Below are 25,874 nucleotides of genomic sequence, written 5' to 3' on the forward strand. Positions count from 1 at the left end.
ATGCGCGAGGCAACCGCGTCAGGAGGCGGCCTTCTCGCGGGCCACCGCCTCGTAGAGCGCCTTGATGTTTCCGCTGCCGAAGGTGCGGGCGCCGTGCCGGTCGATGACCTCCCAGAAGTACGTCTTCCGTACGTGCTGGGACTGCGTGAAGATCTGGAACACCTGGCCCCAGTGGTCCTCGTCGATCAGTACGTTGGTCCGGCGCAGATCCTCCACCTGGAGGTTCGGACGCGCGAAGCGTTCCTGAAGCTGGTCGTAGTAGGAACTCGGCGTCTGGAGGAACTTGACGCCCCGGTTCTCGAGGGTCTGTACGGTGCCGACGATGTCGTCGCACAGCAGTGCCAGGTGCTGTACGCCGGCGCCGCCGTGGCGGGCCAGGAAGGTGTCGATCTGGCCGGGCTCCCGGTCGGTCACCGGCTCGATCAGCGTGAAGGTGACCTTCCCGGACGGGCTCTGCACCACCTTGGAGTCCATGGCCTGGCTGCCGACCTCGATGAACTCCTCGAATATCTGGGAGAACCCGAAGACCTTCTCGTAGAAGGCGACCGTGGGACCGAGGCTGCCCGCGGGCAGGCAGATCGCCGCGTGGTCCACGGTGCTCAGGAGGCGCTCACCCTCGTCGGGATCCGGAGCGATGATGTCCATGACGCCGGGCAGGAACTGCTCGCGGTCTCCCGTCCGCTGGACGAACCGGTGCGCCACGTCCCCGAAGCCCAGGACCGACGCGGTGACCACCTCGGTGCCGTCCTTGCTGTGGACCACGGGCTGCTCGACCGGGGTGGCGCCCCGCTCCACCGCCGTGGCGAACGCCTTGGCCGCGTCGGTGACCTCGAACGCGATGTTGGCGACGCCGTCGCCGTGCTGCGCCACATAGGCCGCCGCCGGGTGGGTCGGTCTGAGGGCGGACGTGAGAACGATCTCGATACCGCCCTGACGCAGCAGCAGCGAGCGGTGGTCGGCCTGCCCGGTCTCGGGGCCGGCCTGCCCGCAGACGCGGAAGCCGAACGCGGTGCAGAGGTAGAACGCGGACTGCTGGGCATCCCCGACGTAGAACTCGACGTGGTCTACGGCTCCGATATCCATGCCATGCCTTTCTGTTTGAATTATCGACAGGCGACAGCTGATTCCTTGTTAAATGGCCGACATTTCTTCTGCGTCGGCGTTCTGCAGCGACCAGACGCCGTAGTCGCCCCTGCGGTAAAGCAATGGTTCGCGAGCGAATACTCCGGCGCCTTCCACACGGGCGATGAAGAGCCAGTGGTCGCTCACCTCGATCGCATTCTCAACCCTGCATTCCGCATAGCTGAGTGCGATGTCGAGGAGCAGCGGCGCGCCTTCCGCGATGGCTGAAGGCTGCCATTTCAAATTCGCAAACTTGTCTGTGGCCTTGCTCGCGAATACCTGTGAGGCGGCCCGCCCGGAAGCAGAGAGGAAGTTCACCGCGAACGCCTGGGACGACATGATCGCCGGCAGTGTGCGGGATCCCTTGCCCACGGATATTAGCAGCATTTGTGTGGCTGCCGAAACGGCGCACACCGCGTTACTGGTGAATCCGAACGGCTCACCGTTCCCATCCGTTGCCGTGACAATCGCAATCGGGGTCGGGAACGAGCCGAAGAGTTCGCTGAACCGTGCAGGACCCACGTCCATCAAGTTCCTCCGCGGAACAGCTTGTGATTTGATTCTGAAGAGACCGTCGTCATGACCCATTGTTATTATTCTGCGCTCGCGTTCACAAGAGCTGCCTCTCGTGCCGCAATTGCGCGACCGAAGGCACGCACCGTCAATGGCAGCATGATCGCGCCGAATCCTGTGAGTGCTATCGCCAGTACGGCGACAAGTCCTTGCGGGCCCACGCTGGATCCGAAACCGGCTACGAGAAGGCCGGCGATGGGCAGGGCCAGCATATTGAGCAGATAGAACGGCCCCATCACCTTGCCCAGGTGCTCCTCGGGCAGGACCTTGATCCGTTGCGTTCGATTGAACACATTGAAGTAGGTCACGCCGAGCATTGCCGCGACGAATGCCACACCATACAGCAGCATTGAGGAAGCGAATCCGATGAACAGCAGGCAAACACAGAGGAGAGCGAGGCCGAATATTCCGAGCATCCGAACGTCGACGTATTTGAGCAGGATGGGGATCGCCAGGAGATTGACGATTCCGAGTACGCCGACACAGATGTTGAGCAGGGCGAACGTCGACTCGGGGGCGTGGAACACTCCCGTGACAAGGGCGGCGTTGGCGCTGAGCACCGTCGCGAAGACCAGGTTGATCGAGAAGTTGAGCGCGGCCAGCAGGACCAGCGGCCGGCTGCGTCCCAGGAGTGACCAGCCCAGGCGGAGCTCGGCAAGCGTCTCGCGCGCTCCACCGCTGCTGGGCGACCGCAGCCCGCGAGGCAGGGGGAGCCAGCAGGCAGCCGCCGCGAGGAAGAGCGCCGCCGCGCCGCCCAGGAGCCAGATCTTGTCGATGAACGCCACGCCCAGCATGGCGAGGGCGGGGCCGACGGCCATCGCCGACACTTCCATGCTCTGGACCAGCCCCTGGATCTTCGCCAGCTCCGTGCCCTTGGCCAGTTGCGGCACCACCTTTTCGACGGACATCCGTACCGGCGCCATCAAGAGGGAAAGCAGCGCCCCTGAGGTCATCAGGATCGGCGTCAGCAGGGAAGGGGCGGCCAGGCAGCCGACGAGGGCGCCGATGAGGACGACGGCCCGGCCGGCGGTGACGAAGCGGAAGAGCCGTGCGCCGCCGTCCCGGTCGGCGAGGAGCCCGGCGAACGGATACGCAAGCAGGGCCGGAAGCCACTCGATCACATAAGCGAATCCGAGAGCAGATACGTCCTTGGTGTCCTGAAAGATGAGCAGAGGTACGGCGAACAAAAGCATCTGCTCTGCGACGATTCCGAGGAGAACACCGCAGGCGAAAAGCCTTTGGTGCAGCCGTGATCGCGTGGTCATCAGATTGGGTGCTCCCTTGGGCTCCGCCGGCAGCAGCTCGGCGCGAGACTTTCACTCCGACACTGGAACCGTCTCGATGTGGAAACCAGCGATGATCTTCCGAATGTCCTGTTCCACGGTCGCCTCGTCCCCGATCAGGATGAACCGCCCGCTGTGCACCGCGTCATAGCTGCCCCCCGGCGCCAGGACGTCACCGGGGCTCGGCACCAACTCGCGCCAGATCGTCCCGAAGTCCTCGCGCATCGAAGTCACCGTGACGACCCGTGCCGGCAGCCCATTCGGTTTCGGGATGATCAGCCAGCCGCCCGACGGATCGCCCGTCCTGGGCGGGAGCGTCACCCGCCCCTCGCAGAGCGCGTCGAGCCAGGGCTGGAAAAGATTGACTCCGAAAAGCTTTTCCGTGAGATACGGAACCTCTGCCCCGCCGATGCGGCCGGCGATCTCCAGGAAGACCAGGTCTCCGTCCGGAGTGACGAAGAGTTCGAGGTGGAACGGCATGGAGGTCATGCCGAGAGCCGACACGCATCGCTGCGCGAACTCTTCTATGCGGCTCCGCAACGGGGACGCTTGAACGACGACGGAACCGAGCGGCTGCCCGCCGGCCTCGAAGGAAAGGCAGTCGTTGATGTAGCGGGACACCGCCATGAACGGGATCTGCGCGTCCTCGCCCGCGAATCCGTCCACATGGTAGATGGGCCCGTCGATGAACTCCTCGAGTTCATAGTCGCCGGTGTCGACCTGCCCCAGCAGCGTCGTGAGCGTGTCCTCGTCGTCGACGCGGTGCACTCCCATGCTCGCCGCCCCGGACACCGGCTTGAGAATCAGCGGGAACCCGGTCGTCCGGGCGAACGTCACCGCGGACTGGGCGCTGTCGCAGGAAGCGAAGAGAGGCACGCGTATGCCGGCCTCCGCGACCAGTTCCTTCATCCTCAGCTTGTTGCGGTAGACCGCCACCTCCTCGGGGCGCGGGCCGGGGATGCCGAGCGCCTCGCGGACCTCGGCCGCGATGCCGAGCGTGAACTCGGACACGGCGATGAGCCGATCGACCGGGCCCACCTGGTCCGCGACCTTCCGGACCGCTCCGCAGAGCGCCTCGAAGTCGTTGACGTCGTCGATCTCGACGAGACTGGCGATCTGCGAGGGATCCGCGAGAACGCCCGTGGCGCCGACCGGGTCGACCACGTAACTGACGCGATGCCGCTCGTGGTCGATGAGCTCCTCGAAGCGGCCGAGCGAAAAGTCCCAGCGCTGTCCGTCAGGGAACCTCGGCCAGCGATTGACGACAACAATGTGCACGGTCACTCCTCAGTCGCCGCGGGAACCGTCTTGATCGACAGTGTTCGCCGGGTGAACGCGATCGCTTCTTCCAGTTCCTCGGGCGAATCCGCCGCGAGCACCGCGTACGCGGTCCGCTGCAGGGAGGAGGAGGCCCGTCCGACGGTGTCGCCGACCGCCACCTTGAACGCGGCGTCCACGACGGCCGGGTGGGCGCGGACCGCGTCCAGGCCGTCGAGGGCGACCACCTCGCCGGGGTCGGAGACCACGAACAGGCTGGCCGAGTGCCGCACCGGCCCCTCCGGCGGCGGTGGCAGTTCGGCACCGACGGCGAGTCGCACCACCATCTCGTGCCAGTCGATCCCGTACGCCAGGGAGCACAGCTCCATGATGTAGTCGCCGGGGGTACGGACCGCGACCTCCATCACGGCAGGTCCTGAAGGCGTGAGCCGGAACTCGAGATGGACGATTCCGGTGCGCATCCCGATGGCCGAGAGGACGGACCGGCCGAGTTCGGCGACACGCTCGGCGTCCGGCGCCGCCAGGGACACCGCGGCCCGATGCGCGAGCTCGACGAAGTGGGGCGCGCCCGTCGTGGTCTTCGCGGTCAGGTTCGCGAACCAGATCTCGCCGTCACGAACCAGGGCTTCCCAGCTGTACTCGGGTCCTTCGAGCGCGCTTTCCACCAACAGCGGCCGCTCCGAGGCCCGCCGCACCGCGGCGCTCTCGAAGGCGGCGGCGTCGGCCACGAGTTCCACGCCGTCGCTGCCGGCCGACGACAGCGGTTTCACCACCACGGGAAGGTGAGCGCCGGCCCACTCCGCCGAAGCCGCCAGGTCGTCCGTGAGGAGGTACTCGGGCTGGCCGATCCCGTGGGCGCGGAAGCGTCCGCGCTGCAATGCCTTGTTCCGCGAGATCACGGCCGCCTGGAGCGACGGTCCCGGCAGACCGAAACGGTCCTGAGCCATGGCCGCTCCCAGGACGTGCGACTCGGTGAACCCGAGGATTCCGGTCGGCCGATGCGCCTGCACGGCGGCGTGGACGGTCTCGGCCCACAGCTCGTCCAGCGAGCCGTACCTGCCGTGGCTCGGCTCGACGGCATCGACCAGGTCCTCGATCGCACCAGCCCAGTCGTGCGCCTCGATGGCGCGTACGCGCAGGCCCAGTCGCCGGGCGGCCGCCACGTACGGGCGGCCCATGAACCCGACGCCGACGAGCAGCAGTTCGCGGTCACCGCGCTCAGTCATGAGGCCTGCTCTTCGAGGCGCCGGATCAGGGGGACCACATGAGTGAAGAAGTTCCTCATCTCGTCCCGGGTCGGCCATCCGGAGAAGATGAACTCACTGATGCCCGCGGCTTTGTAGCTGTGAACGTACTGGGCCACTTCTTCGTAACTGCCCACGATGCACAGCGCCGGACCGCCGCGGTAGGCCACGGCACCGGTCCAGATGTAGGGCGACAACCATTCGTCGGTCGCACCCTCCGCCAGCCGGTAGGAGGACTTCACGGCCTCGGAGTCGGTCGTGTTCACCCACTGACGGATCCACGCCTCGTGGTCCTCATCCGGATTGCGCATGAGGTGGGCGAGCTCGGCCACCGCCTCTTCGCGAGTGGGCCGGGCCAGCACGTGCATACGGGTGCCCACCCGGCAGCCGCCTTCGATGAGCGGCCGGCTCGCCTGTGCGATCCCCTCAGGGGTGTCCCCGTAGCGCAGCCAGCAGTCACCGGAGGCCAGCGCCGTCTGCTGGGCCACACCGGACGCCCCGCTGATGTAGATCTCGGGTCGCCCGCCGCCCTTGTGGCCGAGGCCCAGCGCCGCGTCCTTGACGGTGTAGTGCTGCCCGTCGTAGCTCAGCGGCGACTCGCCTTCCCAGAGACCACGGATGATCTCAAGGAACTCATTGCACCGCGCGTACCTCTCGTCATGGCTGAGGAAATCGCCATAACCGGCCTGCTCCGCCGGCGATATCCCGGACACGATGTTCAGGGAGATACGCCCGTCCGTCATCCAGGACAAGGTGTTGACGACCTGCGCGAAGAGCGTCGGCGACATCAGACCCGGGCGGTACGCGAGCATGAATTTGACGCGTTCCGTCACCTGCGAGAGAGCACCGAGCACCGGGAGCGGATCGGGCAGGTAGTTGGATATTCCGAACAGCAGGCTGTCGACGCCGAGCTCTTCGGCCTCCTGGACGAAGTCGATGACTTCACCCATGTCGAGCGCGCCGATCTTATACGTATCCGTCGGCGTCGCCTGCCCTGTGTCGGGGGGTGAGCACCAGTGAAAGCGCAGAGCGTCCATATTTGTTTTCCCTTCCAATTTTCAGGCGCCGAGCACGCGCACGCGGTCACCGATTTCGCACCAGCGTTCGTGGGCTTCTTCAGGGGAATCCGCTGTGAATACGACGGCGGCGATCCGGCAGCTGTAGTCCGCTTCATCCGTCTTGATCCCGGCGCCCGGTTCGACAAGGACGGGGCTCGCCACCACCCACGGCTCGGCCGTCAGTTCCTCCCAGCCGTCGAGCCGCGCGTACGAACCCGCTCCGCCCGCCGTCAGAAAGCGAATCCCGGCCGCCTTCGCGACAGGTTCCCGGTACGCCCCCGCATTCGCGGAATCGGAGCCGGTGATATCCGCGAGGACCTTCCCGGGCAGCACCAGGCCGGTGGCCATTTCCATGAGGTCGGTGATCTTGTCACCGGGCAGGCGCGCGGCCACCTCCATGAGGACCGGGCGGCCATCGCTGAGACGCAGCTCGCAGTGGAACGGCCCTGTCGTGATCCCCACCGCCTTGACGACGCCCGACGCGTACGACGCCAGCTCATGGCGGGTGGACTCGTCGAGCGGGGCCGGCGTGAGGTGCCCCAGCTCCAGGAAACGCGGCTCGGGTCCGAGCAGCTTCCGGGTCACCGCCACGACGACCACGTCGCCGTCGCGCACATAACCGTCGGCGCTGAACTCCGTACCGGGCACGTACTGTTCGAGGATCGCGTCGGTGGTCAGGGGCCGGTCGAACTCGAGCCCCTCTTCGGCGTGCATCGCGGTCACCGCCGCGCGCACCTCTTCCGGGGTGTCGACGCGCGAGACATGGACGCTGCCACCGGAATCGACCGGCTTGATGACGGCGGGGAAGCCCACGTACGCACACGCTTCGTCGACGTCCGCCAGAGCGCGGACCACGGTGAACTTCGGCACCTCCAGCCCGGCCGCGGCCACCGCCTCGCGCATTCTCGCCTTGTGCCGGACCTGGTCGACGGCAGCGGGGTTCAGGCCGGGCAGACCGAGCCGGGCGGACAGCTGCGCGGCGGCCGGCACGTAGTATTCGCCGCCGGCGACAACAGCGTGAATGGCGTTCCGCTGGTGAGCTTGAACGACAGCCGCCTCCAGAGCGGCGCTGTCATTGGTGTCCACCGTGATTATCTCCGTAGCGAGAGATCGCACAGCGTCGGCGACTCTGCGGCCTTCGCTTTCGTGGGAGGCCACTATGACGTCCCAACCGAGGGAACGGGCATGAGTGACGTATGCGTTCGCAGAGAACGCCGGCTGCACCACCAGGACACGATAAGACACAGAAGTTCCTCAAAATCTAGCTCTGATGCTCGGCGATGGTTCGCATGGAGAACACTCGCGACCAGGTCCCAGCAACGGCGGAATTCGCCGTCGTCATGGGCACGAGTGATGACATGAGGCCGCGAGACGTCGCGAAGCCGATGAGTGAGGCCGCCCGGATTTCATGGGGTGGTCAGCCCTTGGGCGCGTACCTCAAGATGGGTCTACGCGCCACTGATCCGAGCGCAAAAGTAGGTCAACAATCCGGGCCCCCCGTGTCGCCTCTTAGTACCGACAACTTTCCCGTTCAATGAGCGAGAGACTAATGGCTGGCGCGCTTCAAGGTCAACTGGTCAGCGGTTCAAAGGTCAACCGATCTTCGCATCAATTCGACTGCGATGATCGTCGTCTATGTCTGATTTCGTGAAGCAAGGTCGGGATTTATCACCCGGCCCGGATTCGTGACCTGCGGCTTTGAGGTGGGAAGGCGGTGAACGGCTCCCGTCCGCCGGTAGAAGCGGAAGCGGCGGCACCGTCGCGAAAGTACGAGAGTGTGGCGCTGCTCACTGGGCGGCCCACGCGGCAGCGCCGTGGTCGGTGGCTGCGCGCGGTTGCCCGGCAGCAGGAGGGGCAGGCGCTGCAAGGCCTGCCCCTGTGAGGTCACCCCGGCGTCACACCGAGAGCGGCACCTCGTGGATCTCGTCGGCGGCGTGGCCGGTGCGTTCGTGGATACGCAGGACGGCATCGGCCGAGGGGCCGGTGGACAGGCAGTACACCGTGCCCGATTCCGGGTCCGCCCAGGCGCGCTCGAAGTGCACCCCTTCTTCCTTCTCTATGGCGAGGTCCGCCTGATGCGCCTCGCTGAGCTGCTCGGACGTGATGCCCTTCATTCCTCGGTGGACGTCCATGTATGTGCCCATGGCTCCCGCACCTCCGGGTGGCTGTTCGATTTTGGGCCCCTCTTCCATGCTGCACCCGTGGGGCTCATGTGGCGCGGGAACCGGCCAGGCCCGTTTTCGCGCCCGCGCCGCACAGCGGCACCACCGTGCTGCCGGCGCGCGGCTCGGCGGTGATCGCCGCCCAGCACGCCACGCCCGTCGACTCGACGAAGAACCCACGGGCGGCCAAGTCGAGCTGTGCCGCCCGGATCTGGTCCTCCGTCACCGTGAGGAAGGTGCCGTCCGACTCGCGTACGGCCCGCAGGATCTGGCGGGCGCGCGGAGGGTTCGGGATGGCGATGCCCTCGGCGAGGGTGGCCCGCACCGGCGCGGGCGCGCGCAGGTCGTCGGCGCCCGCGTGGAACGCCTCCGCCAGCGGCGCCACCGCCTCCGCCTGCACGGCCACCAGGGCGGGGCGTGACGGGATGAGGCCGTGCGCGTACAGCTCGGCCGTGGCGAGGGCGGCGCCCAGCAGCAGGGTGCCGTTGCCGACGGGCACGACGAGCGTGTCGGGCAGCCGCCCGCCGAGGTCCTCCCACAGCTCGTACACGTACGTCTTCGTGCCGTGCAGGAAGTACGGGTTGAAGACGTGCGAGGCGTAGAAGGTGCCCGGTTCGCCGGCGGCCTCGCGCGCGGCCCGCGCGGTGGCCTCCCGGTCCCCGGGGACGACCGTGAGCCGTGCCCCGTGTGCCCGGATCTGCTCCACCTTCTTGGGTGAGGTGCCCTCGGGGACGTACACCGTGCAGTCCAGCCCCGCGCGGGCGCAGTACGCCGCCATGGCGGTGCCCGCGTTGCCGCTGCTGTCGGCGATCACGCGGCGCGGGGCGAGGCGGCGGGCCAGCTCGGCGAGCATGACGGCGCCGCGGTCCTTGAACGACAGGGTGGGCATCAGGAAGTCGAGCTTGACGGAGACCGTGTCCGTGAGGCGGACGAGCGGGGTGCGGCCCTCGCCGAGCGTGCAGTAAGGGTCGGAGAGCGGCAGTGCCTCCTCGTACCGCCACAGTGAACCGACTCGGGCGGGGAGCGACGCCAGGGGTACGGGGGCGGCGGTGAAATCCAGGTCCCAAGGACCCCCGCATTCCGGACAGCACCAGGTCAGTGCCGATACGGAAGATCCGGCACCGCATCGTGGGCACACGTAGGCCGTCTTGATCGTCATAACGGCCAGCATGTCAGTTGCGTGGCACGGCTGTTACCGGCGCGTCAGGACCCTTGTGCGATTCCTATGGATCGGTCAATCTTTCGCTCGACAGGCGCATTTCCCCAACGCCGCGTACCCGGCGGTGCTGTTTGTCATGCCCCTGTCGCAAACCCCCACAGCAACGCACCACCAATGAGGAGGACCCCTCACATGTCAGTGATGCGTACCCCGCGGCGAAGACTGGCCGCAGCCGGCGCCACCGTCGTCGCCGCCCTCGCGCTCGGCACCCTCTCCGCCCTCCCGGCCACCGCGGCCGCGGCCGCCCCGGAAGGTGTGATCGAGAACGCCGGAGCCCCCGGCGCCGTCGCGGGCAGCTACATCGTCACCCTCGACGAGTCCGCCGCCGACGCCGAGTCCAGGGCGGGCAAGGCCATCGCCGCGCGCTACGGCGCGAAGATCGAGAGGACGTACGCCTCCGCCCTCAACGGCTACGCCGTCGAGCTGTCCGAGGCCCAGGCGAAGAAGCTCGCCGCCGACCCGGCCGTCGACTCCGTCGTACAGAACCGCGTCTTCACGGTCACCGGCACACAACCCTCCCCGCCCTCCTGGGGCCTGGACCGGATCGACCAGCGCGCCCTGCCGCTCAACCAGAGCTACACCTACCCCGAGCCGGCCGGCGAGGGCGTCACCGCGTACATCATCGACACCGGCGTACGCATCACGCACAGCGACTTCGGCGGGCGGGCCTCCTACGGCTACGACGCCATCGACAACGACAACACGGCACAGGACGGCCACGGTCACGGCACCCACGTCGCCGGCACCGTCGCCGGGTCCTCCTACGGTGTGGCCAAGAAGGCGAAGATCGTCGGCGTCCGCGTGCTCAACAACTCCGGCTCCGGCACCACCGCCCAGGTGGTCGCCGGTATCGACTGGGTGACCCGGAACGCCGTCAAGCCGGCCGTGGCCAACATGAGCCTGGGCGGCGGCGCGGACTCCGCCCTCGACACCGCCGTGCGCAACTCCATAGCCTCCGGCGTCACTTACGCCATCGCGGCGGGCAACGACGGCCGTGACGCCTCCAGCACCTCTCCCGCCCGCGTCACCGAGGCGGTCACGGTCGGCTCGACCACCAACACGGACGCGCGTTCCAGCTTCTCCAACTACGGCAGCGTGGTGGACCTGTTCGCGCCCGGCTCCTCCATCACCTCCGCGTGGAACACCAACGACACCGCCACGAGCACCATCTCCGGTACGTCGATGGCCACCCCGCACGTCGCGGGCGCCGCGGCCCTCTACCTGGCGAACAACCGGACGGCCACCCCGTCGCAGGTCGCCACCGCCCTCACCTCCGCCGCCACCAGCGGCGTGGTCGGCAACCCGGGCACCGGCTCCCCGAACCGCCTGCTGTACGTGGGTGACGGCGGAACCACGCCGCCGCCCGGCAACCGTTTCGAGAACACCGCCGACTACGCGATCAACGACAACGCCACCGTCGAGTCCCCGGTCACCGTCAGCGGTGTCCCGGGCAACGCTCCGTCAGCCCTCCAGGTCCCCGTGAACATCGTTCACACGTACATCGGCGACCTCCAAGTGCAGCTGATCGCACCTGACGGCACGGCGTACACGCTCAAGGGCTATGGCACGGGCGGCAGCGCCGACAACATCAACACCACGTACACGGTCAACGCCTCCTCCGAGGTCGCGAACGGGACGTGGAAGCTGCGGGTGAGCGACAACGCCCGCTACGACACCGGCAAGATCGACTCCTGGGCCCTGCAGTTCTGAAGCGGGTGAGTGAGTGAGGGGAGGTGGTCGCCGCCATGGCGGCCGCCTCTCCTCTTTGCGTTGAATGCGGCGAATATTCCGTTCGTCGCCCGCATTCCGCCTCCTGTCTCCGACCGCGTACGATGCGCCAGCCGCGCGCGCATTCGATTCGTCCCGCCCCCGACAGGAGCACCGAAAACCGTGGAACCGTCCTCCCAGGGATCCCCCCAGGGGCCGCCTCAGGGGTCCCCCCAGGGCTGGCCCCCGCCCCAGCAGCCGCACCCGCACATGCCCCCGCCGCTCTACGGCATGCCCGGACCGATGCCGCCCCCGGCGAACGTCAACGGACTCGCCATCGCCTCCCTCGTCACCGGCATCGTGTGCCTGCTCCCTCCGCTCGGCATGATCCTGGGCGGGTTCGCGCTCGGGCGGATCAAGAAGCGGGGTGAACGGGGCAAGGGGCTGGCCGTCACGGGCATGGCCCTCTCCCTGGCCAGCACGCTGCTGGTGGTGGCCGGGTTCACAACGGGGACGTTCCGCGATGCCGTCGACGGCGTGCGGGACGCCGCCGACGAGGTGTCGCGCACGCGCTCGACCTTCGACCTGCGCAAGGGACAGTGCTTCAACAGTCCGGGCGGCGCCATCGAGGTGGAGACCGTCGACGTCACGATCGTCGACTGCGCCAAGCCGCACGACGGTGAGATAACCGGCAGCTTCAAGATCACCGAGTTCGACACGTGGCCCGGTGACAAGCCCATCGAGCCGATCGCCGAAAAGCGCTGCGAGGAGCTCAACAGCGCGTACGCGCTGGACACCTGGGCGGTCCCGGACAACGCCTGGATGTACTACTACCAGCCGAGCAAGGAGAGTTGGGCCCTCGGTGACCGCGCCGTGACCTGCTCCTTCGCCGCCGAGAAGGGCAAGCTCACCGGCTCGGTGCGCACTGACGAGACGACCCTGGACGAGCACCAGGCCGCCTTCCTGAAGCCGATGAACGGGATCGACGCCGCCCTGTTGACGGAGCCGGAGGCCGACGTCGAGGAGGACCAGGGGGCCAATGTCGCCTGGGCCGGGAACGTGTCGGAGAAGCTGAGCGGGGCGATCACGCAGCTGAAGGGCCACCAGTGGCCGGCCGGTGCGCAGAAGCCGGTGGCGGACCTGGTCGAGGAGCTGGAGGCGGCCCGTGAGCACTGGGCGAAGATGGCGGCCGCCACGGATCCGGACACCTTCTGGGAGCACTACGACCCCGCGTACGACGGGCTCCCGGCCGACCTGGGTCTGAAGGTGCGCGGCGCTCTGAAGCTGGCCGTCACGCCGCCGGAGGAGCCCACGGGCACCTCCTGAGCCAGGCAGGGGGCCGGTGCGGTGCGGGGACGCGCCGCCGTGCGGTGTGGGGCCGGGGCAGGTGCGGTGGTGGGCCAGGGCGCGGGAGAGGTCTCGTCCGGGCGCCGGTGTTACCGCCCGATACCCATGGCGAGCAGGTGCTCAAACAGCGGTCATCACTTCGAGTGAAACCCTGGCCCATGCTTGCGGCGGGCAACCCACGGTTGCCAGGCTGTTGCTGTCTGTCAACCTGATGGGAGTGGCCCGTGACCTTCGGTGAGCAGCCCGCTTATCTGCGCGTTGCGAGCGATCTCCGGGAAAAGATCGTCAATGGTTCGCTCCCGCCCCACACCCGGCTCCCCTCGCAGGCCCGCATCCGCGAGGAGTACGGCGTCTCGGACACCGTCGCCCTGGAGGCCCGCAAGGTGCTGATGGCCGAGGGGCTCGTCGAAGGCCGCTCGGGGTCGGGGACGTATGTCCGGGAGCGACCCGTGCCGCGCCGGATCGCCCGCTCCGGCTACGGGCTGACCACCGGTGCCAACCCCTTCCGGCAGGAGCAGGCGGCCGAGGGGGCACGCGGCACCTGGGAGTCCAGCAGCGAGCAGGAGCCGGCGAGCGCCACGATCGCCGGGCGTCTCGGCATCGAGCCGGGGGAGCGGGTGATGCGCACGCGGTACGTCTTCCGGGGAGCGGGGGAGCCGATGATGCTCTCCACCTCCTGGGAGCCGCTCGCCGTCACCGGGCGTACGCCCGTCATGCTGCCCGAGGAAGGGCCGCTGGGCGGCTGCGGGGTCGTCGAGCGGATGGCCGCGATCGACATCGTCGTGGACAACGTGGTGGAGGAGGTCGGTGCGAGGCCGGGGCTGGCGGAGGAGCTCCTGACGCTCGGGGGCGTGCCCGGTCATGTGGTGATGGTGGTGGAGCGGACGTACTACGCCTCGGGGAGGGCGGTCGAGACGGCCGACGTGGTCGTGCCGGCCGACCGCTACCGGATCGCCTATCACCTCCCGGTCCGGTGACCGGGCGGCTTTGACGGGCCGTCAGTCCCGCATGGCTCCGCGCAAGGGGGCGCACCCGGCCGGGTGCGCCCCCTTTCCGCACCGCGTTCCTGGCCGGATGCGTACCTCTTTGTAAAAACACGTATCCGCTCAGTAAAGGTCAGGCGTACGCTCAGGCATATGCGGATTGCGGTTTCGTGGGGATGCTTAGAAGCGGGCAGGCCGGCGGAGGGTGAGGCGTGATGAGTGAGAGTGGCGCGGTCCTTCCCTGGCTGGTGATCCGGCAGGACGACAACGGCAACCACTACCGGGTGGGCAGGTACGCGACGCGGGACGAGGCGCAGAAGATCGCCGACAGTCTCGATACGCGCGGACACCAGCAGCTCTACTGGGTGGAGCGCGTGGGTCAGCCCGTGAGCCGACCGCGCTGACGGAGCCGGCCGCGCCGACCGCGGTGACCGGGTCGACCGCGGTGACCGGGTCGACCGCGGACCAGGGCGCCGGTCCGCCGCGCGTTACGCTCCGGCGCATGACAGATCGTGTGGTGGTGGCCGGGGCCGTCTTCGACCGGGGGCGGCTGCTGGCCGCGCGCCGTAGTGCCCCTCCGCAGCTCGCCGGCCGGTGGGAGCTGCCGGGCGGCAAACTGGAGCCGGGGGAGACCGCCCGGCAGGCCCTCGTGCGTGAGCTGCGCGAAGAGCTGGGCGTGGAGACGGAGCCGGGTGAACGGATCCCCGGGGAATGGCCGCTGGCGCCCGGTTACGTACTCCAGGTGTGGACGGCCCGGCTGATCTCCGGTGAGCCGCGCCCGTTGGAGGATCACGACGAGTTGCGCTGGCTGTACCGGCACGAACTGGACACTGTCGACTGGCTGGATCAGGACCGTCCCGCCGTGGCGGAGGTTGCGCGCCGGCTGCCCACTGGTTCCGCCACCGGCCATCTCGGCGACCCGGCCTGACACCCCGCCCGCCACCGGGCCCTACGCCGCGCCCCGGGGGAAGGGTCCCGCGGCGGCAACGAGGAGCACCCCCGAGGCGGCAATGAGGAGCGGCAACGAGGAGCGGCCCCGAGGAGGGGACCCGGGGAGGGGCCGCCTCCCGGAGCGGGCGACGTGCGCGGGCGCGGGGACTCGGTGATGAGCGCGCGCCCGGCGTGTACGCCGTTCGTGCCACCATGCGCCCACTACGGCGATAGCCCGCCTCGAATATCGGGTATGTGCTGATTAACCCACCGAAATTGGACGTGGGTCTGCTGCTCGGTCTGGGAAGTGGTCGGCGTGATCGACACCGAAGGCGAGTGCGCCGAGTGGGCCTTTCCGGCTGAACTCGACGCCGTACGCGCCGCCCGCCACGCGGTCCGTGACGCGCTGCGCGCCTGGCGGCTGGACTCGGCGATCTGCGACATGACCGTGCTGCTGGTGAGCGAGCTGGTGACCAATTCCCTGCGCTACGCCTCCGGCCCCATCGGGGTCCGACTGATCCGGCTGCACTCCGACGAGGAGCCCTTCCCGTCGCAGCCCGCGCTGCTGGTCGAGGTCTCCGATCCGCTTCCGGATCCACCTCTGGAGCGCGTCGCCGGCCCGGACGACGAAGGGGGCCGCGGGCTGCAGCTCGTCGCGTGTTCCGCCCGCCGGTGGGGGACCCGAAAGGGCAGGTCGGGCAAGACGGTGTGGTTCGAGCTGGCCCTGCCTGGTTAGAAGAGGGAAGGGACAACGATCACCTCCGGGCTCGGCTCAAAACGAACGAGACCACCCTGTGATCGTGAACGGCGTGCCGACGGGGGCCGTAGTGCTGAATACTGCGGGAATGGCCGGTCCGGTGCGGTGAGCTGGAGGGGACGGTCGCGTGAGCGAGATATCTGAGACGGCGAACGGCGTCGTGTGGCAGAGCAGTCCGCCTGGCTCGATCTACGACTACATCAGGGTCGCCTCCTTCTCGATCGGCCCCGACGGGCTGGTCGACCAGTGGAGCCTTCGTGCCTCCGACCTGTTCGGCATCACCGCCGAGGAGGTCAGGGGCAAGGACCCGGTCGAGGCGTTCATGCCGACCGAGCTGCGCTCGCGCGGCCACCGGAAGGTCTCCGAGATCCTCGACGGCAAGGAGTGGACGGGCCTGGTCCCGTTCCGGGTGCCGGGGGAGCGGCGGGCGCGCGGGATCGCCGAGGTCTATGTGATGCCGAGTGAGACCGAGAGCGGCGAGAAGGGCGCGCTCTGCATCGTCGTCGACGTACGCGCACTGCGGCGGATTGAGACGGACCTCGCCGCTTCACAGGCGATTTTCGGTCAATCCCCTTTCGGCTTCCTGTTGTTCGACACGGACCTCACGGTCAAGCGCGCCAACCAGCGCTTCGCGACCGTCTTCGGCGGCTCCGCCGAGGACCACCGGGGCCGTACCGTCCACGACTACCTCTCCCGCTCCGAGGCCGAGCGGATGACCGCCGCACTGCGGCGGGTACTGGAGACCGGCGAGTCCGTCACCGACCTCCAGCTCACCGGCGCCGTGCCCGGCAGCACCGAACGCCGGCACTGGTCGGTCAACCTCTACCGGGTGCACAGCGGCTCCGGCCGGCCCGTCGGCGTCGCCGGACTGGGCACCGACGTCACCCGCCGCCAGATCGCCGCCCGCGAGGCCGCCAGCGCCCGCCGCAACCTGGCCCTCCTCAACGAGGCCGGCGCCCGCATCGGCAACTCCCTCGACCTGGAGACCACCGCCCGCGAGCTCCTCGACGTCGCCGTACCCGGCTTCTGCGACCTCGCCTCCGTCGACCTCTACCAGGGGCTGCTCTCCGGCGACGAGGCGCCACCGGGAAGGGCCGACGGGGCCAGCGCCGAACTGCGCAGGGTCGCCTTCGCCAGCGCCGTCTCCGACGCCCCGCTGGTGAACCCCGGTGCCACGCCCGGCTGCTGCGAAACGGCACCCATAGACATGGGCGCCATCCACCGCTACCCCTTCCACTCACCCTGCGCGAGCGCCCTGCGCACCGGCCGGCTGCGCAGCATCCCCGGCGTCGACGGCAGCCTCGTGCAGTCCACGCTCGTCGTGCCGATGGTCGCCCACGACACCGTCGTGGGACTGGTGCAGTTCTCCCGCACCAAGGGCAGCGAGCCCTTCGGCGAACGGGACCGGGCGCTCGCCGTCGAGCTGGCCGCCCGCGCCGCGGTCTGCATCGACAACGCCCGCCTCTACCGCCGGGAGCACGAACGTGCCCTGATCCTCCAGCGCAGTCTCCTCCCGCCCGGTGACCCCGAGGCCGCCGGTCTGGACATCGCCTGCCGCTACCTGCCCGGCAACACCGCCACCGAGGTCGGCGGCGACTGGTTCGACGTCATCCAGCTGCCCGGCCACCGCACCGCCCTGGTCGTCGGTGACGTGATGGGGCGCGGGCTGCGGGCCGCCGTCGCCATGGGGGAACTCCGTACCGCCGTACGCACCCTGGCCCAGCTCGACCTGGAGCCTGCGGAGGTGCTCTCCCACCTCGACGAGATCGCCCGGGGCCTCGGCACCCCCACCGGAGGCGGGCAGGCCTCCCGGGTCGCCACCCAGACACGCGGTCCGGAGCTGTCCGAGGTCTACCTGGCGACGTGCGTCTACGCCGTGTACGACTCGGTCACCCGCCGCTGCACGTTCGCCAACGCCGGCCACCTGCCGCCGGTGCTCGTCGAACCGGGCGAGGCGGCGCTGCTGCTGGACGTCCCGCCCGGGATGCCCCTCGGCGTCGGCGGCGAGCCCTTCGAGGAGGTGGAGGTGGAACTTCCCGAAGGCGCGCTGCTCGCCCTCTACACGGACGGGCTCGTCGAGTCCCGCGACCACCCCCTCGACGAGGGCATGCAGGCCTTCCGCAGCGCGCTCACCGATCCTGCCCGGCCGTTGGAGGACGTCTGCGACCACGTCCTGAACACCCTCGACACCCGGCACGGCGAGGACGACATCGCCCTGCTGATGGCCCGCATCCAGGGGCTGCCCGCCGAGGCCGTCGGCGACTGGAGGCTGCCCCGCGAGCCCCGTTCGGTGGGGCGCGCCCGGGAGCTGGCCCGTGCCCAGCTGACCGCCTGGGACCTCGAACCGCTCGTCGACACGGTCGAACTGCTCGTCAGTGAACTCGTCACCAACGCGCTGCGCTACGGCGAGGGCGAGATACGGCTCCGGTTGCTGCGCGACCGCACCCTCGTGTGCGAGGTGTGGGACGCGGGGCTCGTCCAGCCCCGGCGGCGCCGGGCCCGCGACACCGACGAGGGCGGCCGGGGCCTCCAGCTCGTCGGACTGCTCAGCGCCGGCTGGGGGTCCCGCCGCACCCCACGCGGCAAGACGGTCTGGTTCGAACTGCCGCTCCCGGACGGTGACGCCACGGCGGAACCGACCGTCGACCAGCTGCTGAGCATGTTCTGACCCCCACGGCCCGGCCCTGTGCGGGGCCCGGGCCCACGGGAGCGTGTCGCCAGGCGCCCGGCGGACCCGCGCCCGGGCGTCAGGCCGCCGCCTTCAGGGCCGCCAGCCGGGCCTCGATCTCGGCGCGGTCGCCGAGTCCCTCGAGCTGCTCGAACTGGGCGTCCAGCGAGGAGGCGGCCAGCTCCTGCTTGCCCAGGGCCTTCGCCTCCTCGCGCCGTACCTTGTCCTCGAAACGGCTCAGCTCGCTCGTCGGGTCCATCAGGTCGATGCTCCTGACCGCGTCCATCATGCGGTTCTGCGCGCGGGCCGAGGTGGCGCGGGCCACCAGCTCGTCGCGCTTGGCCCGCAGCTGGCCCAGCTTCGCCTTCATCTCCTCCAGGCCGGACTTCAGCTTGTCGACCACCTCCCGCTGGGAGGCGATCGTCGGCTCGGCGGTCCGCGCCTCCTGCTCCGACTGGAGCTGCCGGCCCAGTGCCACCTTCGCCAGGTTGTCGAACTTGTCCGCCAGGGCCGGCCGGTCCGACGCGCGCAGCTCGTCCGCCTTCGCGCTGGCCGCCCGGGCCTTCTCGCCCCACTCCCGGGCCGCGTCCACGTCCTCCTGGTGGTCCTGCTCCAGCAGGCGCAGATTGCCGATGGTGCTCGCCACCGCCTGCTCGGCCTCGCTGATGTTGGCGGAGTAGTCGCGGATGAGCTGGTCCAGCATCAGCTGCGGGTCCTCGGCCTGGTCCAGCAGGGCGTTGACATTCGCCTTCGCCAGCTGGGCGACCCGGCCGAGGATGGTCTGCTTGGTCATGGCACGTCTCCTTGTACGCCGATCCTTGTACGCCGATGAATCAGGGACCGTCAGAACCGGCCGCCACCGCCCAGCCGGCCGCGGGTGCCCCCGCCGCCGAAGCGGCCGGGCCCGCCGCCTCCGCCCCTGCCCCCGCCGAAACCTCCGCCGAAACCACCACCGAAGCCCCCGCCGTACCCCCCGCCTCCTCGGCCGCCACCGCCGAGCAGGCCGCCGAGGAGGATCCCGCCGAGCACCGCGCCGCCCAGTCCGGAGCCCCCTCCCGCCCCGGAGGCGCCGCCCGGCCCGAACACGTTCCCGTACCCGCCCACGTCCTGCTCGGCGAGGCTCTGCGCCTGCCGGGCCAGCACGTCCGCCTGCTGCGCCTCGGCCAGCGCGCCCTGTGCGTCACCCGCGCCGGCCGGCGTGAGGTCCGCCGTCGCCAGCTCCCGCGCCCGCTCCAGCCGCCGGTGCGCCTCGGCCAGCCGGGTACGGGCTTGAGCGCCGACCGCCCCCCGGTGCGTCGCGATGTAGTCCGCCGCGGCCTCGATCGTGGAGCTGGCCGTGAGCATCGCCTGGTCGAGGAGCGCCCGCGCCCGCCGCGAGCCCTGTTCCCGCTCCCGCGCGCCCGCCAGCGCCTCGTCCAGAGCGGCGTCCGCCTCCTCGACCCGGCGCAGCGCGTCGATCGGGTCGTACCGCCCGGCCTCGACAGCGGCCCGTACGTCCGCGACGACCGACTCGGCGCGGGCGGTCCGGCCCCTCAGATCGGCCATCGGCACCCCGTCCGCCGTCCCGTTCAAGCGCCCGCCGGCGTCGGCGAGATCGGCCTCGGTGTCGGCGAGCGCGGTCGGCAGCCTGCCCGCGGCCTCCGCCAGTTCCCTGGCGCGCCGGTCCACGGCGTCGACGAGCCGCGCCGCCTGGTCGAGAGCGCCCTCGGCGGCCCGCACATGCACCGCCGCCGTGGCGTTGTCGTCCCCTTGCACCGCCTCCCGCGCCCGCTCCAGGTTCGCCGAGACGAACAGGAGCCGGTCCCTGGCCTGCTCGACCCCGCCCGCCACGGGCACGGCGGCCGACTCCGCGTACCGGTCGCGCATCGCGACGAGCGCGGCATCCGCCAGGTCCGCCCGGCCGCTCACCTCCCGGAACGCCGACTCCGCCGCGGCGAGCGCCTGTGGCGCCGTCCGCTCCAGGGCACGCAGCCGGTCGAACGCCTCCGCCTCCGCGTCCAGCCGCCGGTCGGCCTCACCACAGCGGGCGACGATCTCCTCCAGCATCCGGCGGCGGGTCGCCTCGTCCTCCGGGTACGCGTCGTCGAGCTGCTGACGCAGCCGGAAGGCCGCGGTCAGCTCACCCTTCGCGTACGCCACCGCCTCGGTGAAGGGTTTCGCCGCCTCTTCCCCGAACTGCGCGACGGCGAACCCCAGCTCCTCCTCGCTCGTCCGTACGGCGTCGTCCGTGTCGACGAGCACCCGCTGCGCGCGGGTGTCCAGGTCCGCCACGGAGGGTTCCGGCGCCGGGCCCCACCGCGCCTCACCGGCGCCGTGCGGTGTGGTGCGCGTCGCGGTCCGCCGCCGGCGCTTGGTGTACGTGTACGCCGCGACCGCGCCGGCCCCGACGAGCAGCACTACGGGAAGGACGAGGTCGGTGCCCGAACCGCCGCCCTCGCCGCCCGGGTCGGCCGGGCCGGGCGTGATGGCGGGGGCGGGCACCGGCCGCCCGGCGAGTACGGCGGCGTACCCCCGGGCGGCGCCGATCGCGGCCCCCGCCCAGTCGTTCTGCCGCAGCGCCGGCTCGACGGCGGTCCGCGCGACCTCGTCCAGGCCGGCCTGGGTGAGGCGGGAGGCGGGGTCGGCGGAGTAGGCGTACTGCCGGTCGTGCGTGGCGACGGCGAGCAGGACGTCGTCTGTCCCGAGTCCGTTCCTGACCGAGGTGGCGTCGGCCCATTCCTGCGCCGCGCGCCCGGAGAAATCGCGTACGTACACCACGAAGAGCTGCACGCGCCGTTCCTCGTAGAGCTCTTCGAGCGCCTGGCTGACGTCCCGCTCGCGCCCTTCCAGGGCGGCGACCTTGTCGGTGATCTGGCCCTGCCGGGACAGGTCGACCGGATCGTCGGCGTGCGCGCCGCCCGGCGCGCCGGGCAGGACCAGCCACCACGCCGCCACCAGTGCACCGAGGAGGACGGCGAGGAAGCCCGGGGTGGCTCTCCGTGTCACATTCGTGAGGCTATGACGGTGTTTGGGCGTGCGCGACCGGACGCCTTTCGTCACTGTCAGTGGCGAAAGCTAGTGTGGAGATCGTTCGGCACCGCTGACGGGGGGCTTGATGTGAACGTACGAGCGCTGCGGGCGAGGCTCGCGAGTCCGAGGCTCAGGTGGCCCAGGCGGGTCGCGCTGGTGCTGGCCGTGCTGATCGCGCTGCCCCCGCTCGCCGCTTGGGCGGCGTTGCGGGTGAACTACGCGGGGGATCTGCAGGAGGGGACGAAGACCCGGGGCAAGGACGCCATCTGGCTCGGGCACGCCTGGGTGGACGGGCGGAAGAAGGACGCCGACCTCGCCGCCTTCGCCGCCCGGACAAAGGGGACGGGAATCCGGGACCTGTACGTCCACGCCGGGCCGCTGGAGCACGACGGGACGCTTCCCGCAGCGCGGTATCCGAGGGCGCGGTGGCTGATCGACTCCGTGCACCGCACGATGCCCGGCATACGGGTGCAGGCGTGGCTCGGCGACGTGCTGGCCACCGAGGGCCCGAACGGGCTCCGGCTGGAGCGGGCCGAGTCCAGGGCCGCCGTCGTGCGCTCGGCACGGCAGATCCTGGACGCGGGCTTCGACGGTGTCCACTTCGACCTGGAGCCCCTGCTCTCCGACGACCGGAATTACCTCTCGCTCCTCGACGACCTCGGCAGGGTGACGCGGGCCCGCAAGGCGCCCCTGTCGGTCGCCGCCCACCAGATAGACCCGCTGCCCGCGGCCCACGCGGTGAACGGCGCGCTGAGCGGCAGCGAGAAGTGGTGGTCGCAGGAGTTCTTCGGGGAGGTGGCCCGCCGGGTCGACCAGATAGCCGTGATGTCGTACGACACGTGGATGCCGCTGGAGGGCATGTACGGCGGCTATGTCGCCCAGCAGACCTCGCTCGCGCTGGAGGTGACACCCGAGGACACCGACCTGCTGATGGGCCTGCCGTTCTTCCACGAGGACGACCTCGGTCACCACGAGTCGGCGGAGACCGTCGCGGCCGCGGTCCGCGGCACCCGGCTGGGGCTGGGGCGCACGGACCGCGACCGGGAGCGGTTCGGGGTCGCGCTGTACGTCGACTTCGCGGCGAAGGAGGAGGACTGGGCCGCCTACAAGGCCGGCTGGCACTAGGTCGTGTCCGGGGCCGGGTCAGGACCTCCGGCGGGTGATCTTGTTGCCGAGCCAGACCAGCGGGTCGTACTTGCGGTCCACCGCCCGCTCCTTCAGCGGGATCAGCGCATTGTCGGTGATCTTGATCTGCTCGGGGCAGACCTCCGTGCAGCACTTGGTGATGTTGCAGTAGCCGAGCCCGTGCTCCTCCTGCGCCGTGCGCTTGCGGTCGAGGCCGGAGTCCGCCGCCGCGTCCAGGGGGTGCATGTCCAGTTCGGCGATGCGCATCAGGAAGCGCGGCCCGGCGAAGGCCGACTTGTTCTCCTCGTGGTCCCGCACCACATGGCAGGTGTCCTGGCACAGGAAGCACTCGATGCACTTGCGGAACTCCTGCGGACGTTCCACATCGATCTGCTGCATCCGGTACTCACCCGGTGCCACACCCGGCGGCGGGACGAAGGCCGGGACCTCCCGGGCCTTCTCGTAGTTGAAGGACACGTCCGTCACCAGGTCGCGGACGACGGGGAAGGCGCGCAGCGGGGTCACCGTGATGACCTCGTCCCGCGAGAACACCGACATCCGCGTCATGCACATCAGCCGTGGCCGGCCGTTGATCTCGGCACTGCACGAACCGCACTTGCCCGCCTTGCAGTTCCAGCGCACCGCCAGGTCCGGGGCCTGGGTGGCCTGGAGCCGGTGGATGATGTCGAGGACGACCTCGCCCTCGTTCACCTCGACGGTGAAGTCCTTCAGTCCGCCGCCGTCCGGGTCGCCCCGCCACACCCGGAAGCTCGCGTCATAGCTGGTCACTCGTAGAGCTCCTCTTCGGCGAGGTACTTGACCAGCTCCTCCTTGTCGAACAGGGCGAGCAGGTCGGGACGGATGGGTTCGGTCGTCGTGCGTTCGAGGGCGATCTGCCCTTCCGAGGAATCGGGGTCGGCGATGCGGCACAGCAGGTTCACCCGCCGCCACTCGCGCTCCATGGCCGGGCAGTCCTCCCGCGTGTGCCCGCCACGGCTCTCCGTGCGCTCCAGCGCCGCGCGCGCCACGCACTCGCTGACCAGCAGCATGTTCCGCAGGTCCAGCGCCAGGTGCCAGCCGGGGTTGAACTGCCGGTGCCCCTCGACGCCCGCGCCCTGGGCCCGCAGCCGCAGCTCGGCCAGGGTCCGCAGCGCCTGCTTCATCTCCTCCTCTCGGCGGATGATGCCGACCAGGTCGTTCATCGTCTGCTGGAGTTCCTGGTGCAGGGTGTACGGGTTCTCCGACCGCTCGCCCGCCCCGGTGGGACTGTCACCGCTGAACGGGCGCAGCGCCTCCGCGGCCGCCGCGTGGACCTGGGTGTCGGCCACCACCGGGCGGGCGGGCAGACCACTCGCGTACTGGGCCGCGTACAGCCCGGCACGGCGCCCGAAGACCAGCAGGTCGGACAGCGAGTTCCCGCCGAGCCGGTTGGAGCCGTGCATACCGCCCGCGACCTCACCGGCCGCGAACAGCCCCGGCACACCGACCGCCGCGGCCGTGTCCGACTCGACGGCGACGCCACCCATCACGTAGTGGCAGGTGGGGCCCACCTCCATCGCCTCGGCCGTGATGTCGACGTCCGCCAGCTCCTTGAACTGGTGGTACATCGACGGCAGCCGGCGCCGGATCGTCTCGGCGGGCATCCGTGTGGACACGTCCAGGAAAACCCCGCCGTGCGGCGAACCGCGCCCCGCCTTCACCTCGGAGTTGATGGCGCGGGCGACCTCGTCACGCGGCAGCAGTTCGGGCGGGCGCCGGTTGTTGTCCGGGTCCTCGTACCAGCGGTCGCCCTCCTCCTCCGACTCCGCGTACTTGTCCTTGAAGACGTCAGGGACGTAGTCGAACATGAACCGCTTGCCCTCGGAGTTGCGCAGCACCCCTCCGTCGCCGCGCACCGACTCCGTGACCAGGATGCCCTTCACCGACGGCGGCCAGACCATGCCGGTCGGGTGGAACTGCACGAACTCCATGTTCACCAGCGGCGCGCCCGCCAGCAGGGCCAGCGCGTGCCCGTCGCCGGTGTACTCCCACGAGTTGGACGTCACCTTGAAGGACTTGCCGATCCCGCCGGTCGCCAGGACGACCGCAGGCGCCTCCAGCACGAAGAAGCGGCCGGACTCGCGCTCGTAGCAGAAGGTCCCGCCGACCCGGCCGTCGTCGTCCTTGAGGACACGGGTGACGGTGCACTCCTGGAAGACCTTCAGCCGGGCCTCGTAGTCCCCACAGGCGCGGAAGTCCTCCTGCTGGAGGGCGACGATCTTCTGCTGGAGCGTCCGGATCAGCTCCAGGCCGGTCCGGTCGCCGACGTGGGCCAGCCGCGGGTACTCGTGGCCGCCGAAGTTGCGCTGCGAGATGCGGCCGTCCTTCGTACGGTCGAAGAGGGCGCCCCACGTCTCCAGCTCCCACACCCGGTCCGGCGCCTCGCGCGCGTGCAGCTCCGCCATGCGCCACTGGTTGAGGAACTTCCCGCCGCGCATGGTGTCGCGGAAGTGGACCTGCCAGTTGTCCCCGGCGTTGACGTTGCCCATGGAGGCGGCGATGCCGCCCTCGGCCATCACCGTGTGGGCCTTGCCGAACAGCGATTTGCAGATCACGGCCGTACGGGCGCCCTGCTCACGCGCCTCGATGGCCGCCCGCAGCCCCGCCCCGCCGGCGCCGACCACGACGACGTCCCATTGCTGCCGTTCCGCTTGCGTCATCGATGAGCACCTTTTCTAGAAGAAGCGCGGATCGTCGAAAGCACCGCTGGCGAGCAGGTACACGTAGAAGTCGGCGAGCGCGACGCTGAGCAGGGACGCCCACGCGAGCTGCATATGACGTGCGTTCAGCTTGCCGACCCAGCCCCACAGCCGGTAGCGGACGGGGTGCTTCGAGAAGTGCTTCAGCCGGCCGCCGACGATGTGCCGGCAGGAGTGGCAGGAGAGCGTGTACGCCCAGATGAGCACGATGTTGACGAGGAAGACCAGCGTCCCGAGGCCCATGTGGCCCCACGCGTACGACGCGTCGCGGAAGGCGAGCACGGTGTCGTAGGTCAGGATCCCGGCGACCGGCAGCGCGGCGTAGAAGAAGTACCGGTGGATGTTCTGCAGGATCAGCGGGAAACGGGTCTCGCCCGTGTACTTCTTGTGCGGCTCGGCGACCGCGCAGGCCGGGGGCGAGGCCCAGAAGCCCCGGTAGTAGGCCTTGCGGTAGTAGTAGCAGGTCAGCCGGAAGCCGAGCGGGAAGATCAGGATCAGCAGGGCGGGGGACAGGCCCCACCAGCTGCCGAAGATCTCCCAGTTGGGGCCGTCCTTCATGGGCGCGCAGTTCTCGGCTGCGGAGCTTGGTGGCGTAGCCCTCGCCGGGCTCGCCCGCGCTCTCGACGGGGGTGCCCGGGGATGCCGGGGTGGTGACCTCGCCGCGTTCGGCC

21 protein-coding genes and 1 pseudogene are annotated in these 25,874 nt (G+C 69.8%); 8 read left to right on the forward strand and 14 right to left on the reverse strand.

Features of this window, described 5'->3' with window-relative positions:
• Positions 1-18: 18 nt before the first annotated feature.
• The 9 genes from hppD to ABT360_RS26435 form a co-directional block, all read right to left on the reverse strand.
• Positions 19-1,083: a 4-hydroxyphenylpyruvate dioxygenase gene (hppD, locus tag ABT360_RS26395; RefSeq protein ID WP_351821365.1), complete on the reverse strand. Its 1,065-nt coding sequence runs from the start codon at positions 1,081-1,083 to the stop codon at positions 19-21.
• A 48-nt stretch (positions 1,084-1,131) separates the two neighbouring features.
• Positions 1,132-1,710 carry a flavin reductase family protein gene (locus ABT360_RS26400; RefSeq protein WP_351821368.1) on the reverse strand — a complete coding sequence of 193 codons (579 nt, stop codon included), beginning with the start codon at positions 1,708-1,710 and terminating at the stop codon, positions 1,132-1,134.
• Between the two features lie 5 nt (positions 1,711-1,715).
• On the reverse strand, positions 1,716-2,960 hold the full coding sequence (locus tag ABT360_RS26405) for an MFS transporter (RefSeq protein ID WP_351821371.1): 1,245 nt from the start codon (positions 2,958-2,960) through the stop codon (positions 1,716-1,718).
• A 51-nt stretch (positions 2,961-3,011) separates the two neighbouring features.
• The gene (locus tag ABT360_RS26410) at positions 3,012-4,256 is read right to left on the reverse strand and encodes an ATP-grasp domain-containing protein (protein WP_351821373.1); all 1,245 of its coding nucleotides are present in this window, start codon (positions 4,254-4,256) and stop codon (positions 3,012-3,014) included.
• 2 nt (positions 4,257-4,258) lie between these two features.
• Positions 4,259-5,482 carry an ATP-grasp domain-containing protein gene (locus ABT360_RS26415; protein WP_351821376.1) on the reverse strand — a complete coding sequence of 408 codons (1,224 nt, stop codon included), beginning with the start codon at positions 5,480-5,482 and terminating at the stop codon, positions 4,259-4,261.
• On the reverse strand, positions 5,479-6,537 hold the full coding sequence (locus ABT360_RS26420) for an LLM class flavin-dependent oxidoreductase (RefSeq protein ID WP_351821379.1): 1,059 nt from the start codon (positions 6,535-6,537) through the stop codon (positions 5,479-5,481). The genes ABT360_RS26415 and ABT360_RS26420 overlap by 4 nt, the downstream gene beginning before the upstream one ends.
• Before the next feature lie 21 nt (positions 6,538-6,558).
• Positions 6,559-7,785, reverse strand: coding sequence for an ATP-grasp domain-containing protein (locus tag ABT360_RS26425; RefSeq protein ID WP_351821382.1), 1,227 nt, complete (start codon positions 7,783-7,785; stop codon positions 6,559-6,561).
• 668 nt (positions 7,786-8,453) lie between these two features.
• Positions 8,454-8,702, reverse strand: coding sequence for an SCO4226 family nickel-binding protein (locus ABT360_RS26430; RefSeq protein ID WP_351821385.1), 249 nt, complete (start codon positions 8,700-8,702; stop codon positions 8,454-8,456).
• A gap of 64 nt (positions 8,703-8,766) precedes the next feature.
• A complete protein-coding gene (locus ABT360_RS26435; protein ID WP_351821388.1) occupies positions 8,767-9,879 on the reverse strand; it encodes a threonine synthase in 1,113 nt (370 codons plus the stop codon).
• A 192-nt stretch (positions 9,880-10,071) separates the two neighbouring features.
• Between ABT360_RS26435 and ABT360_RS26440 the strand changes: the two genes are divergently transcribed.
• The 7 genes from ABT360_RS26440 (at position 10,072) to ABT360_RS26470 (ending at position 18,331) form a co-directional block, all read left to right on the forward strand.
• Complete coding sequence (locus tag ABT360_RS26440) at positions 10,072-11,649, forward strand: S8 family peptidase (RefSeq protein WP_351821391.1); 1,578 nt, start codon at positions 10,072-10,074, stop codon at positions 11,647-11,649.
• 288 nt (positions 11,650-11,937) lie between these two features.
• A complete protein-coding gene (locus ABT360_RS26445; RefSeq protein WP_351821394.1) occupies positions 11,938-12,972 on the forward strand; it encodes a DUF4190 domain-containing protein in 1,035 nt (344 codons plus the stop codon).
• Positions 12,973-13,217: 245 nt separating this feature from the next.
• Positions 13,218-13,970 carry a GntR family transcriptional regulator gene (locus ABT360_RS26450; protein ID WP_351821397.1) on the forward strand — a complete coding sequence of 251 codons (753 nt, stop codon included), beginning with the start codon at positions 13,218-13,220 and terminating at the stop codon, positions 13,968-13,970.
• A gap of 221 nt (positions 13,971-14,191) precedes the next feature.
• Positions 14,192-14,380: an SPOR domain-containing protein gene (locus ABT360_RS26455; protein WP_351821400.1), complete on the forward strand. Its 189-nt coding sequence runs from the start codon at positions 14,192-14,194 to the stop codon at positions 14,378-14,380.
• A 98-nt stretch (positions 14,381-14,478) separates the two neighbouring features.
• Positions 14,479-14,904 carry a (deoxy)nucleoside triphosphate pyrophosphohydrolase gene (locus ABT360_RS26460; RefSeq protein ID WP_351821403.1) on the forward strand — a complete coding sequence of 142 codons (426 nt, stop codon included), beginning with the start codon at positions 14,479-14,481 and terminating at the stop codon, positions 14,902-14,904.
• A 309-nt stretch (positions 14,905-15,213) separates the two neighbouring features.
• Positions 15,214-15,642 (forward strand): ATP-binding protein, encoded by a 429-nt coding sequence (locus tag ABT360_RS26465; RefSeq protein WP_351821406.1) that lies wholly within the window; start codon positions 15,214-15,216, stop codon positions 15,640-15,642.
• 148 nt (positions 15,643-15,790) lie between these two features.
• The gene (locus ABT360_RS26470) at positions 15,791-18,331 is read left to right on the forward strand and encodes a SpoIIE family protein phosphatase (protein WP_351821409.1); all 2,541 of its coding nucleotides are present in this window, start codon (positions 15,791-15,793) and stop codon (positions 18,329-18,331) included.
• Between the two features lie 79 nt (positions 18,332-18,410).
• On the opposite strand, the gene ABT360_RS26475 is transcribed toward ABT360_RS26470, so the two are convergent.
• Together ABT360_RS26475 and ABT360_RS26480 are read right to left on the reverse strand one after the other, a co-directional pair.
• Complete coding sequence (locus ABT360_RS26475) at positions 18,411-19,124, reverse strand: PspA/IM30 family protein (protein WP_351821412.1); 714 nt, start codon at positions 19,122-19,124, stop codon at positions 18,411-18,413.
• Positions 19,125-19,174: 50 nt separating this feature from the next.
• Positions 19,175-21,316: a TPM domain-containing protein gene (locus ABT360_RS26480; RefSeq protein WP_351821415.1), complete on the reverse strand. Its 2,142-nt coding sequence runs from the start codon at positions 21,314-21,316 to the stop codon at positions 19,175-19,177.
• 111 nt (positions 21,317-21,427) lie between these two features.
• Here ABT360_RS26480 and ABT360_RS26485 point away from each other — a divergent pair, with 111 nt between their 5' ends.
• On the forward strand, positions 21,428-22,465 hold the full coding sequence (locus ABT360_RS26485; protein ID WP_351821418.1) for a hypothetical protein: 1,038 nt from the start codon (positions 21,428-21,430) through the stop codon (positions 22,463-22,465).
• An 18-nt stretch (positions 22,466-22,483) separates the two neighbouring features.
• Here the strand turns inward: ABT360_RS26485 and ABT360_RS26490 are convergent, their stop codons facing one another.
• From ABT360_RS26490 to ABT360_RS26500, 3 genes and pseudogenes are all read right to left on the reverse strand, one after another.
• Positions 22,484-23,254 carry a succinate dehydrogenase/fumarate reductase iron-sulfur subunit gene (locus tag ABT360_RS26490; protein WP_351821421.1) on the reverse strand — a complete coding sequence of 257 codons (771 nt, stop codon included), beginning with the start codon at positions 23,252-23,254 and terminating at the stop codon, positions 22,484-22,486.
• Positions 23,251-25,164, reverse strand: coding sequence for a fumarate reductase/succinate dehydrogenase flavoprotein subunit (locus ABT360_RS26495; protein WP_351821424.1), 1,914 nt, complete (start codon positions 25,162-25,164; stop codon positions 23,251-23,253). The genes ABT360_RS26490 and ABT360_RS26495 overlap by 4 nt, the downstream gene beginning before the upstream one ends.
• Before the next feature lie 15 nt (positions 25,165-25,179).
• Positions 25,180-25,779, reverse strand: a pseudogene (locus ABT360_RS26500) (hypothetical protein); the annotation flags it as partial.
• Positions 25,780-25,874 lie beyond the last annotated feature (95 nt).

It is taken from the genome of Streptomyces sp. NPDC000229 (assembly GCF_040300825.1).
In the GTDB taxonomy this organism is placed as follows: Bacteria; Actinomycetota; Actinomycetes; order Streptomycetales; family Streptomycetaceae; genus Streptomyces.